This is a genomic window from Massilia phyllosphaerae, assembly GCF_034659755.1.
Lineage (GTDB): Bacteria > Pseudomonadota > Gammaproteobacteria > Burkholderiales > Burkholderiaceae_D > Telluria > Telluria phyllosphaerae.
The window spans coordinates 468360-480917 of record NZ_JAXSQX010000002.1 but is presented as its reverse complement, the minus strand read 5'-3'; the positions used below and the strand labels follow the sequence as shown (position 1 = coordinate 480917).

Genomic DNA, 12558 nt, shown 5'->3' with positions numbered 1-12558 from the left:
CAGGTTTCTGTTGAATTGCAATGAATATAACGCTAATACAGGGGCGCAACAAGTGCACACATCTCCATGCTACTCGATTTGAAAATAAAACGCCCGAACCGCTGTCGCGACCGGGCGTTTTGAGCAACAATCGGGCGTTACTATTTACCTTGATTATGCACGGCTGGTCAGCACCCGGTCGATCAGTCCGTATTCGACGGATTCCTCGGCGGACATGAAGCGGTCGCGGTCGGTATCCTTGTGGATCTGTTCTATCGTCTGGCCGGTGTTGTCGGCCATGATGCGCGCCAGGCGCTCGCGCAGGTACAGAATTTCCTTGGCCTGGATCTCGATGTCCGAGGCCATGCCCTGCGAACCGCCGGACGGCTGGTGGATCATGACGCGCGAATTCGGCAGCGAGAAACGCTTGCCCTTGGCGCCGGCAGCCAGAAGGAAGGCGCCCATCGACGCGGCCAGGCCGGTGCACAGGGTCGACACGTCCGGCTTGATGAAGTTCATGGTGTCGAAGATCGCCAGGCCGGCCGAGACCGAGCCACCCGGCGAGTTGATGTACAGCGAAATATCCTTGTCCGGATTTTCGCTTTCCAGGAACAGCAGCTGGGCCACGATCAGGTTGGCCATCTGGTCGTTGACAGGACCGACCAGGAAAATCACGCGCTCTTTCAGCAGGCGCGAGTAGATATCGTAGGCGCGCTCGCCACGACCGCTCTGCTCGATCACCATCGGCACGAGGCCGAGGGCTTGGGTATCCAATGCGGGATTATGATTCATACCTGTCACTATCCTTGTATAAAGTTACGGGACGCCGCCGCCGGTGCGGCGCTAAGCGCGGCACCGGCGGCGGCTCCATGCAGCCGAGCGTCAGGGAACTTGCGTCAAGCGATTACGCTTGGGCGTTGCTTCCCATCAGTTCGTCAAAGGCGATGTCTTTCGCAGTCACCTTTGCCTTGCCAAGTACATAGTTAACGACGTTTTCTTCCAATACAAGAGCTTCGACTTCGCTCAGGCGGCGACGATCGCTATAGTAGTACTTCAGGACTTCTTTCGGGTCTTCGTAGCTTTGCGCGAAGTCTTCGATCTGGGCTTTCACCTGGTCCTGGGTGGCTTGCAGGTTGTTGTCGCCCACCAGCTGCGACAGGATCAGGCCCAGGCGCACGCGGCGCTCGGCCTTGGTCGCGAACAGGTCGGCCGGGAACGGCAGGCTCTTGACGTCCATGCCGCGGCCAGCCATGTCCTGGCGGGTCTGCTCGGCCAGGCGCTCGGAATCCTGTGCAACCATCACTTGCGGCACGTCCATTTCGGTGTGCTTGACCAGCGCATCCATCACGGCTTCCTTGTTGCGCGCCTTGATGCGGGCGTTGACTTCACGCTCCAGGTTGACCTTGATGTCTTCGCGCATTTTTTCGACGCTGCCGTCTTCGATGCCCAGCGACTTGGCGAACTCTTCGTCGATCGCCGGCAGGTGCGCCCATTCCAGGTTCTTCAGGGTGATGGTGAACTCGGCAGTCTTGCCGGCCACGTCCTTGCCGTGGTAGTCCTCGGGGAAAGCCAGCGGGAAGGTCTTGCTTTCGCCGACTTTCAGGCCGACGGTCGCGGCTTCGAATTCCGGCAGCATGCGGCCTTCGCCCAGCACGAAGGCGTAGTCGTCAGCTTTACCACCCGGGAACTCGACGCCGTCGATGACGCCGGTGAAGTCCACGGTCACGCGGTCGCCGTTGGCAGCGACGGCTTCGCCGCCGTCGCCGTGTTCGCCGGCTTCGCCCTTGGTGTGGAAGTGCACGCGCTGCTTGCGCAGGATGTCGATGGTCTTGTCGATCTCGGCGTCGCTGACGTCGGCCTTGACGGTTTCGACTTCGATGCCGGCCAGGTCAGGCAGGGAGACTTCCGGATAGACTTCGAAGGTCGCGTCGAAGGCCAGCATGCCTTCCGGTGCATCTTGCTTCGGTTCGATTTTCGGCATGCCGGCGACGCGCAGCTGGGCTTCGGTCGCTGCCTGGTTGAAGGCCGCGCCGACGCGGTCGTTCAGCACGTCGGACTCGATCTGGTAGCCGTACTGGGCAGCGACCATCTTGAGCGGCACTTTGCCCGGACGGAAGCCCGGTGCGCGTGCGGTCTTGGCCTGCTGCTTGAGGCGCTTTTCAACTTCCGTACGAACGTCGCTCAGCGGAAAAGAGAGAGTCAAGCGACGCTCGAGTTTACCCAGGTTTTCGACTGCAGTTGCCATTGTAAAAATCGTCCAAAAAAATAATTATTCGTGGTGCGAGGAGGGGGACTCGAACCCCCACACCATTGCTGGCGTCAGGACCTAAACCTGGTGCGTCTACCAATTTCGCCATCCTCGCGCAGGATTGCATCTTGCCACAAAAACAAAGGGCGCCCGATCGAACACCCGGCCGCCCTGCATTCCATTTGTTTAGGGGCTACAACTTCAACCCGATATTTTACTGGATTTTCTGACAGCATTGGATGATTTTTAAATCGTACCGTGCTAGTCATTGACCCCGTTTTTATAGCGGAGATTTTTCTACGTTATATCAATTACTTAGGTTAGCAATGTATAGGTAGGGTGGGCTCCCCGAGCCCACGCGAACGCCGTCGTTACGCGAACGCTCGCGTGGGCACGGGATGTCCACCCTACGAATTAACCGGCTTTTTTACCCTGAACCAGGCCGCGTACAGGGCCGGCAGGAACAGCAGCGTCAATGCCGTGGCGACCAGCAAGCCACCCATGATCGCCACCGCCATCGGCCCCCAGAACACGGAACGCGACAATGGAATCATGGCCAATGCCGCTGCGGCCGCCGTCAGCAGGATCGGCCGGCAGCGCCGCACCGCCGCTTCGACGATCGCATCCCAGGCCGGCACCCCGGCGCCGATATCGGTTTCGATCTGGTCGACCAGGATCACCGAGTTGCGGATGATCATGCCGAACAGCGCGATCACGCCCAGGTTGGCGACGAAGCCGAACGGCCGGCCCAGCGCCAGCAGGGCCATCGCCGCCCCGGCCACCCCCAGCGGCCCGGTCAGGAACACCAGCAGCGCGCGCGAGAAGCTGTGCAGCTGCAGCATCAACAGGGTGAACACCAGGAACAGCACCAGCGGTACGTTGGCCGAGATCGAGGCTTCCGCTTCGGCACTGTCGGCAGCGGCGCCTTCCTGCTGGATGCGGTAGCCGGCCGGCAGCATCTTGCGCAGCCCGGCCAGGCGCTCGTCGACCTGGGTCGAGACCGTCGGGCCCTGGATGCCCTCCACCACGTCGGCCTGGACCATGATCGCCCACTCGCGCCACTCGCGCCACACGACGCCCGGCTCCCACACGAACTCGATGCGCGCCAGCTGCGACAGCGGCACCGGCTTGCCGGCCGCGGTGGCGACGTTGGTATTGGCCAGTACCGACATGGTCGAGCGCTCTTCCAGCGGCTGGCGCACCACGATGTCGATCAGGCGGTTGCTTTCTCGGAACTGGCCGATCGTCGTGCCCGACAGCACGGTGGCGACGGTGCGCCGCACCGCCTGCGAGGTCACGCCGAGCGCGCGCAGCTTGTCCTGGTCGAGATCGAGACGCAGCACCTTGACCGACTCGTTCCAGTTGTCGTTGACGCCGACCGTGTTCTGGTTGGTGCGCATCACGTCCTTGACCTGGTCGGCCACGCGCCGCACCACCGCGATGTCCGGGCCGGTGACGCGGAACTGCACCGGATACGGCACCGGCGGCCCGTTCGGCAGCAGTTTCACGCGCCCGCGCACTTCCGGGAAATCGTCCTTGAACACCTGGCGGATCTTGCGCAGCAGCGTTTCGCGCCCCGCCAGGGTCTTGGGCAGCACCACGAACTGGGAGACGTTCCAAGCCGGGAAGATCTGGTCCAGCGGCAGGTAGAAGCGCGGGCTGCCGGTGCCGATATAGCTGGTCACGCTTTCCAGCTCCGGCTGGCGGCGCACGAAGGCTTCGAATTTTTTGGCCAGCGCTTCGTTGACGGCGAAGCTGGTGCCTTCCGGCGTCCACATCTCGACCATCAGCTCGGGGCGGCTGGAATCCGGGAAGAACTGCTTTTCGATGAACTTGAAGCCGAACACGCCGAGCCCGAACACCGCCAGCGACAGCACGATCGTCGTCATGCGCCACTCCACGCACCAGTTGACCAGGCGCCGGAAGCGCTGGTACGCCGGCGAATCGAACACGTCATGGTGCGCGCTCTCACCCGGCGCATGCGGCTGCTTATTTGGCTCAACCCGTAACAGCACGAAGCCGATGTAGGGCGTGAAAGTCACCGCCACGACCCACGACACGATCAGCGCGATCGCGTTCACCGAGAACATCGAGAAGGTGTATTCGCCGGCGGTGGACTTGGCCAGGCCGATCGGCAGGAAGCCGGCCGCCGTGATCAGGGTACCGGTCAGCATCGGGAAGGCGGTCGAGGTGTAGGCAAAGGTCGCCGCCTCGAAGCGCGACATGCCCTCCTCCATCTTACGCACCATCATCTCGACGGCGATGATGGCGTCATCCACCAGCAGGCCCAGCGCGATGATCAGTGCCCCCAGCGACACCTTGTGCAGCGAGATATCGAGCACGCGCATGAACATGAAGGTGATCGCCAGCACCAGCGGGATGGTCAGCGCCACTACCAGGCCGGGACGCACGTCCAGGCGCAGCTTCGGCTTCGAATGCAAACCCAGGGCCACGAACGACACCAGCAGCACGATCACCACCGCCTCCACCAGCGTGTGCATGAATTCGCTCACCGAGGCCGTTACCGCGGCCGGCTGGTTCGACACCCGCTCCAGCTCGATCCCGACCGGCAGCTGGGCACGGATGCGCGCCACCGTCTGTTCCAGTCCCTCGCCCAGCTGGATGATATTGCCGCCCTTTTCCATCGACACGCCCAGGCCGATCACTTCCTTGCCGTTGAAGCGCATCTTGTCGCGAGGCGGGTCCTGGTAGGCGCGCTCGACGTGGGCGAAGTCGCCCAGGCGGATGGTAGTGCCGTTAGCGCGCAGGCTCAGGTCTTCCAGGTCTTTCGGAGTCCTGAGGCCGCCGCTGACGCGCACCTGCAGGTTCTCGCCCGGCGTGACCAGCACGCCCGAGGCCTCGATGCCGTTCTGGGTCGCGATCTGGTTGACGATGGTGTCCATCGGCACGCCGAGCTGGGCGAACTTCTGCTGCGAGAACAGGATGTTCAGCTTTTCTTCCTGCACCCCGAACTGCTCGACCTTGGCCACCAGCGGCACGGCCAGCAACTGCTGGCGCACGAAGTCGGCATAGTCGCGCATCTCGGCATAGGTGAACCCATCGCCGGACAGCGCGAAGATCGAGCCGTAGGTGTCGCCGAATTCGTCGTTGAAAAAGGGGCCGACCACGCCGGCCGGCAGCGTCGCCGCGATGTCGCCGACCTTCTTGCGTACCTGGTACCAGGTCGGCGGCACGTCCTTCGGCGCGGTCGATTCCTTCAGTTCGAGGATGACGGTGGTTTCGCCGGGCTTGGAAAAGCTCGAGATCTTGTCGATCGACGGCGTTTCCTGCAGTTTGCGCTCGAGCTTATCGGTCACCTGCTGGGCCATCTGCACCGCGGTGGCGCCGGGCCAGTAAGCCGTCAGCACCATGATGCGGAAGGTGAAGGGAGGATCCTCATCCTGGCCGAGCACGTTGTAGCTGAGGATGCCGCCGATCAGCAGCGCGGCGATCAGGTAGCGCGTGAGCGGGATATGTTCCAGCGCCCAGCGCGACAGGTTGAAACCCCTCATTTAGCCGCTCCCGCACCAGCGTGCTTGCGGCCGTGGGCTGCAGCGGTCTTGCTGGAACTCTTGTCGGTACGCTTTTTGGCGTGTTCGGCGGATTTCTTCTTCACGTCTTTGCGTGCTTCCTTTTTCGTTTCCTTCCTGCTTTCCTTGCGCGCCGCCTTCTGCTCTGGCTTGGCGGCCGGCTTGGCAGCCGCGTGCGCCGGTTCGGGTGCCGGCGCCTTGGCCAGGACCGCCGCCCCTGCACCGACGGCAGCGGCCCCGGCCACTGCCGCGGCAGCCGCAGGCACCGCCACCGGCGTCGCAGCAGGTGCCGCTGCCGCCGACGGCACGCCCGGCCCCGCCGGCGGCACGCCAAGCGCAGCCTGCCCGCCGGGAGCACCCGCTACCGAGCCGTGCTCCGTACTTGAACCCTTGCCGGCATGCGCATCCGACTTGCCCGCGGCTTCGGCCTCGGCATCCGCGCGGCGCGCCACGTCGGCGGTCAGGATCTTGACCCGCTGGCCGTCGCGCAGCAGGTTGACGCCGGCCGTCACCACCACCTGGCCGGCCTGCACGCCGCCCGCCAGCACCACGTCGTTGCCGGCCACGCCGCCGACCTGCACCGGGCGCAGGCGCGCCACGCCGTCGTCGACGACCCAGACCGAGGTCACGCCCTTGTCCTGGTACAGCGCCGAGGTCGGCACGCGCAATTGGGACGTGTTGGCGCCGGCCGCGCGGTGCAGCAGCTGGACCACCGCCGTCATCCCCAGGCGGACGTCCTCGCGCGCCGGCATCGCGACCTTGACCGTGTAGGTGCGTGTGGCCGGATCGGCCATCGGCGACACTTCGCGGATGCGTCCCGCGATGCTGGCGTTGGGGTCGGCCCACAACTTGACCTTGACCTCGCTCACCTTGCGTAAGGCCTCGACCTGGTCTTCCGGCACGCCGATCACGACTTCCTTTTCATCGGTGCGCGCGACCCGCACCACCGGGGTGCCGGCGGCGACCACCTGCCCGACCTCGGCGTCGATCGCCGTCACCACGCCATCCGTGTCCGACACCAGGTTGGCATAGCCGGCCTGGTTGCTCTGCTCGCGCAGCGCGGCGCGGCTCGATTCCACCGTGGCCTGGCTGGAACGCGCCGCCGCCACTTTCTCGTCGAGCACGGCCTGGCTGACGAAGTTCTGGGCACGCAAGCCCTGGTACCGCTTGAGTTCCGCCTGGGCCAGCTCGGACGTGGTCTCGGCCGCGCGCAAGGCCGCCTGGGCCTGGGCCTGGCCGAGACGCAAGTCTTGCGGATCGAGCTGCATCAGGACCGTCCCGCGCGTCACGACGCTGCCGACGTCGACCTTGCGCGCGCTGATCTTGCCGCCGACGCGAAAACCCAGGCGCGATTCGTAGCGCGGGCGCACGTCGCCCGAAAACTCGGCGCTGCTGCCGACGGCGGCGGCGGCCAGCGTGAGGGTGCGCACTGGGCGCACCTCAGGGGCCGGCGGCGCCGGCTTCGAACAGGCGGACAACAAGGCGAACAACAGCAGGGGCAACAAAATGGGCAGCGCCAGGGAACGGCGGGACAAGCAGGATTCGCGGACGGGCACGGTGTCTTCCTCTGTAGCCCGGACCGGATGCCCGGGCAATTCTGATTTTTTAATTTGAGCAATTATAATCATGCAAACACAACACCGCATCCCCCATGGCCGTCGATCACTACGAAAACTTCCCCGTCGCCTCGATCCTGCTGCCGCGCCGCCTGCGGCCGGCGGTGGAAGCGATCTACGCCTTCGCGCGCAGCGCCGACGACATCGCCGACGAGGGCGATGCCCGCCCCGAGGAGCGGCTGGCGGCGCTAAGCGCCTATGACGCCGCGCTGGACGCCATCGCGGCCGGTACGCCCCCGCAAGACCCGCTGTTCGCGCGCCTCGCCGCCGTGATCGCCGCTTACCGGCTCGACCTGCAACCCTTGCGCAACCTGCTGAGCGCCTTCCGCCAGGACGTGACCACCGTCCGCTACGCCGATTTCGCCGCCCTGCTCGACTATTGCCGCCGCTCGGCCGACCCGGTGGGGCGCCTGATGCTAGCCCTGTACGGCGTGGCCGACCCGCTCAGCCTGCGCCAGTCGGATGCCGTCTGTAGCGCACTGCAGCTGATTAATTTTTGGCAGGACGTGGCGATCGACATCGAAAAAGGCCGGATCTACCTGCCGCTGGAAGACTTGCAGCGCTTCGGCGTGAGCGAAGCCGACATCCGCGCCGGCCGCCAGGGTTCGGCCTGGACCGCGCTGATGCGCTTCGAAGTGGAACGGGCGCGCGCCCTGATGCTGGAAGGCGCCCCGCTCGCGACCCGCCTGCCGGGCCGCGTCGGCTGGGAACTGCGGATGGTGGTCCAGGGCGGCCTGCGCATCCTGGAAGCGATCGAACGGGTCGATTACGACGTACACACCCGGCGTCCCAAGCTGGGACGGCTGGACTGGCTGGCGATCGGCTGGCGCGCCATCAAAATGTAGGGCGCGACTGTAAATCCCCCGCATTGCCCTCATCTGGAGCCCTATCAGAGATAGAATAGCGGACTTGCTCCAGGAATTTGCGTTTTTATAATATGTCTCCCGACGAATACTGCCAACAAAAGACCGTCCAAAGCGGCTCCAGCTTTTATTACAGCTTCCTGTTCCTGCCGCCTGAACGGCGGCGCGCGATCACGGCGCTGTATGCATTCTGCCGGGAGGTCGACGACACCGTCGACGACACCAGCGACGGCTCGCTGGCGCGCATCAAGCTGGCCTGGTGGCGCAACGAAGTGGCGAGCATGTATGCCGCCGACGGCGCGCCGACCCACCCGGTGATGCTGGCGCTGCGCCCGCACATCGCCGTCTACGACCTCAAGCAGGAACACCTGCAGGCCATCATCGACGGCATGGAGATGGACCTCGACCAGTCGCGCTACCTCGATTACCCGGGCCTGCGCAAATACTGCTGGCACGTGGCCGGCGTGGTCGGCATCCTGTCGGCCAGCATCTTCGGCGTGACCGATCCGAAGACCCTGGAGTACGCGGAAAAGCTGGGACTGGCCTTCCAGCTGACCAACATCATCCGCGACGTCGGCGAAGACGCGCGCAAGGGCCGCATCTACCTGCCGGTGAACGAACTGCAGCAGCACGGCGTCACCGCCGCCGACCTGCTGAACGCGCGCCACAGCGAGAAGTTCGAGGCGCTGATGAAGTTCCAGACCGACCGCGCCCAGGCCTGCTACGACGAGGCCATGGCCCTGCTGCCGAAGCAGGACCGGCGCGCCCAGCGTCCCGGCCTGATGATGGCGGCGATCTACCGCACGCTGCTCGACGAGATCGAGCGCGACGGCTTCCACGTGCTGACGCAGCGGATTTCGCTGACGCCGCTGCGCAAGCTGTGGCTGGCGTGGAAACCCGATGCCCGCAATGCACACGCGCCCCGGCCCCGCCACCGCCGTGATCGGCGGCGGCTGGGCCGGCTGCGCCGCGGCCGTCGCCCTGGCCGACGCCGGCCATGCGGTGACCCTGTACGAAGCCGCGCGCACCCTTGGCGGCCGCGCGCGCGCCGTCGATGCCCACGGCCGCCAGCTCGACAACGGCCAGCACATCATGCTGGGCGCCTACGACCAGACCCTGGGCCTGCTGCGCCGGGTCGGCATCAAGCCGCGCGACGCGCTGCTGCGCCTGCCGCTGCAGATGCGCTACCCGCCGGGCCGCGGCCTCATGGATTTCGTCGCCCCGCCGCTGCCGGCGCCGCTGCACATGCTGGCGGCGCTACTGCGCGCGCGCGGCCTCACGAGCGCCGACAAGATGGCGCTGGCGCGCTTTTCGACCAGCGCGCGCTGGATGGGTTGGCAGCTGCACAACGATTGCAGCGTGGCCGAGCTGCTGGAACGCTTCGACCAGACCCCGAACCTGGTCCGCCAGATGTGGCGCCCGCTGTGCCTGGCGGCGCTGAACACCGCGCCCGAACACGCTTCCAGCCAGGTGTTCCTGGCGGTGCTGCGCGACAGCCTCGGCGCCAAGCGGGCGGCGTCCGACATGCTGCTGCCGCGCTTGCTGCTCGACGCGCTGTTTCCGGACGCCGCCCGCCGCCACATCGAACAGGGCGGCGGCCGCGTGCTGACCGCGGCCCGCGTCGACGCCCTGGCCCGGGACGACGATGACCGCTGGCGCGTGACGACCTCCGCCGGCTGCGTCAAGTTCGACGGCGTGGTGCTGGCGACCGCGCCGTGGCAGGCCGCGGCGATTCTGCGCGCCCTGCCCGGCCTCGACGTCCTGGCCGGCCAGCTCGATGCCTTCGACTACGAACCGATTTCCACGGTCTACCTGCACTACGACCCGGCGCTGCGCCTGCCGCTGCCCTTCTGCGCGTTGCTGGACGAGCCGGAACGCGGCCACTGGGGCCAGTTCGTGTTCGACCGCGGGCAATTGGACGCCGGCCAGAACGGCCTGCTGGCGGTGGTGATCAGCGGCGCCTCCGGTGCCGCGGAACTCGAGCGCGGCCAATTGGCGGCCCAGGTCGCGGCCCAGCTGGCCGAGGCCTTCGGCTTGCCGGCCCTGGCCGCGCCGGCCTGGCACCAGGTCATCACCGAAAAGCGCGCCACCTTCAGCTGCAGGCCGGCCCTCGTCCGGCCCGGCAACGATACCGGCGTCAAGGGGCTGGCGCTGGCCGGCGACTACACCGCCTGCGACTACCCGGCGACGCTGGAATCGGCGGTGCGCAGCGGCCTGGCGGCGGCGCGCACGCTGGACGGCATCGCGGCTTGAGCTTGCGCCCATCGGCCCTGGCGGCGCCCTGGGCCGCGTATCCTGCAGACTGTCGCACGGCGCTGGCGCGGCCGGGCCGTACGGCGTAGTCTGGCAGCATCGAATACTGCAATACGGAACTCCGATGGGAAAACTGGAATACCTCGACGCGCTCAAGCGCGCCATGCTGGGCCTGACGCCCGAGGTCCAGGCCAGGACCCTGGCCTATTACGAGCAGCGCTTCGTCGACGGCGCCAACCTCGGCCGCGGCGAAGAGGACGTCGCACGCGAACTCGACGACCCGAAAAAGATCGCGATGACGCTGCGCGCCAGCACCCACTTCGACGCGCTCACCGCCGATGCCACCGCCAACGCCAATGTCAGCGCCAAAAACAGCGGAGACAAACCGCAAAAGAAGGCGCCGGCCAACCTGCCCCGCATGATCGCGTCGGTGGCAGGCCTGGCCATCTTCAACCTGTTCATGATCGTCCCGGCGATCGTCTATTCGGCGCTGCTGTTCGCCCTGTACGTGTGCGCGCTGGCCTTTTATGTGGGCGGCATCATGACCACCGCCAGCGGCCTGGCCGGCACCAACGAGCTGGTGCTCGACTGGCCGGCCCGCTACATGACGGTCGACCCGGACAGCCGCGGCGAGCGCCAGACCCGCATCACCATCGGCGCCGGCGACATCCAGATCACCCAGGACAGCCCGCGCGGCGCCGAGGATGGCGCGCCGGACGAGGAAGGAAGCAGCCGGCGCGGGCGTTCGCGCGTGCTGCGCGGCGCCGAAGCGGTCACCGACGGCTCGCTGCGCATCAGCACCGAGATGGATGCCGAATCGCGCACCACCCAGACCGCGGTCGGCCTGGGCATGGTGATCGGCGGGATCGCCCTGTTCCTGGTATCGCTGGTGGTCACGCGCTTTACCCTGGTCGGCTTGAAGCGCTACTTCCAGATGAACCGTTCCCTCCTCGCCGGACACTGAAACCACCATGCGCGCATTGCTGAAAACCGGCTTCGTCCTGCTGCTGATCGCCTTCGGCCTGATCGGCGTGTCCTACACCGTGCTGCGGGCCCAGGGCACGACCGGCGCCTCGAGCCCCGGCAGCCGCCTGCTGGCCACCGACAAGCGTGCGCTGGACGCCCAGATCACCGCCGTCGAGCTGAGCGGCCCGATCAACCTGACCCTGCGCCAGGGCCCGGAACCGGCGCTCGAGGTGCGCGGCGAACAGCGCCTGCTGGCCAATATCGGCACCACCGTGGAAGGCCGCACCCTGCACATCGGCCCGCGCGGCATCCTGCTGCGCCACCGCCAGCCAATCGAAGTCACGCTGACGCTGCCGGCGCTGGACACCCTGCACGTCAACGGCAGCGGCGACGCCACCGCCAGCGGCTTCGCCGGCGAACGCCTGGACCTCGGCCTGGGCGGCAGCGGCACCCTGCGCTTCAATGGCCGCTACCGCGAGAACATCGTCGCCCTGCACGGCAGCGGCGACCTCGAACTCACCGGCGGCAGCAGCGAGCGCGTTAAGGCCGAGAGCGTCGGCTCCGGCAACCTGACCCTGGTCGGCGCCACCCGCGAACTGGAAGCCGATCTGCAGGGTTCTGGCGAACTGGACGCGCGCCACCTGCGCGCCGAACAGGTCCGCCTGGAGCACACCGGTTCCGGCACCAGCGCGGTGTATGCCAGCCGCGAAGCCAGACTGGAACTAGCCGGCAGCGGCGACTCGACCGTCTACGGTAATCCGGAGCGGCGCGAGGTCAGCCGCCACGGGAGCGCCAGCGTCAATTTCCACGACTGAAAATGTTTCTTGTAATCAGCGCTTGCCCTGCGCGCCCCATGAATATATGATTCGTATATTGATCACATACGGAACATATCATGGGTATTGTAAACATCGACGACGAGCTGCATGACCAGCTGCGCAAGGCCAGCGTGGTCTCGGTCCGCTCGATCAACGCGCAGGCGGCCTTCTGGCTGAAAATCGGCATGCTGGCCGAAATGAATCCGACGATGAGCTTCAACGAGATCGTCGCGCGCGAACTGCGCGCGGCCGGGGTCGTGACGCAACCCATCCGGGCGGCCTAGC

Annotated in this window: 9 protein-coding genes, 1 tRNA gene and 1 pseudogene; 6 read left to right on the top strand and 5 right to left on the bottom strand. The window is 66.1% G+C overall.

All coding sequences use genetic code 11. The features are described from left to right. Positions 1–153 precede the first annotated feature (153 nt). The 5 genes from clpP to U1H99_RS10270 all read right to left on the bottom strand — a co-directional run bounded on the left by clpP (position 154) and on the right by U1H99_RS10270 (position 7292). Positions 154–771 carry an ATP-dependent Clp endopeptidase proteolytic subunit ClpP gene (clpP, locus tag U1H99_RS10290; protein WP_185748496.1) on the bottom strand — a complete coding sequence of 206 codons (618 nt, stop codon included), beginning with the start codon at positions 769–771 and terminating at the stop codon, positions 154–156. Between the two features lie 112 nt (positions 772–883). Next, positions 884–2224, bottom strand: a complete 1341-nt coding sequence (gene tig / locus U1H99_RS10285) for a trigger factor (RefSeq protein ID WP_323141640.1) — start codon at positions 2222–2224, stop codon at positions 884–886. Between the two features lie 31 nt (positions 2225–2255). Continuing rightward, positions 2256–2342 (bottom strand) — tRNA-Leu (locus U1H99_RS10280). A gap of 292 nt (positions 2343–2634) precedes the next feature. Then, positions 2635–5739, bottom strand: a complete 3105-nt coding sequence (locus U1H99_RS10275) for an efflux RND transporter permease subunit (protein ID WP_323141639.1) — start codon at positions 5737–5739, stop codon at positions 2635–2637. Then, positions 5736–7292 carry an efflux RND transporter periplasmic adaptor subunit gene (locus U1H99_RS10270; RefSeq protein ID WP_323141638.1) on the bottom strand — a complete coding sequence of 519 codons (1557 nt, stop codon included), beginning with the start codon at positions 7290–7292 and terminating at the stop codon, positions 5736–5738. The genes U1H99_RS10275 and U1H99_RS10270 overlap by 4 nt, the downstream gene beginning before the upstream one ends. A gap of 116 nt (positions 7293–7408) precedes the next feature. On the opposite strand from U1H99_RS10270, the gene hpnC reads away from it, so the two are divergent. From hpnC to U1H99_RS10240, 6 genes and pseudogenes are all read left to right on the top strand, one after another. Further along, positions 7409–8218, top strand: coding sequence for a squalene synthase HpnC (gene hpnC / locus U1H99_RS10265; RefSeq protein ID WP_323141637.1), 810 nt, complete (start codon positions 7409–7411; stop codon positions 8216–8218). 92 nt (positions 8219–8310) lie between these two features. Then, a pseudogene (gene hpnD, locus U1H99_RS10260) lies at positions 8311–9132 on the top strand (presqualene diphosphate synthase HpnD); the annotation flags it as partial. 4 nt (positions 9133–9136) lie between these two features. Further along, positions 9137–10489 carry a hydroxysqualene dehydroxylase HpnE gene (gene hpnE, locus U1H99_RS10255; RefSeq protein WP_323141636.1) on the top strand — a complete coding sequence of 451 codons (1353 nt, stop codon included), beginning with the start codon at positions 9137–9139 and terminating at the stop codon, positions 10487–10489. A gap of 124 nt (positions 10490–10613) precedes the next feature. Continuing rightward, entirely contained in the window at positions 10614–11453 is an 840-nt protein-coding gene (locus tag U1H99_RS10250; RefSeq protein ID WP_323141635.1) for a DUF1700 domain-containing protein, read from the top strand. 7 nt (positions 11454–11460) lie between these two features. Further along, complete coding sequence (locus U1H99_RS10245) at positions 11461–12270, top strand: head GIN domain-containing protein (protein ID WP_323141634.1); 810 nt, start codon at positions 11461–11463, stop codon at positions 12268–12270. 80 nt (positions 12271–12350) lie between these two features. Next, complete coding sequence (locus U1H99_RS10240; RefSeq protein WP_323141633.1) at positions 12351–12557, top strand: ParD-like family protein; 207 nt, start codon at positions 12351–12353, stop codon at positions 12555–12557. The last annotated feature ends 1 nt before the right edge of the window (position 12558 follow it).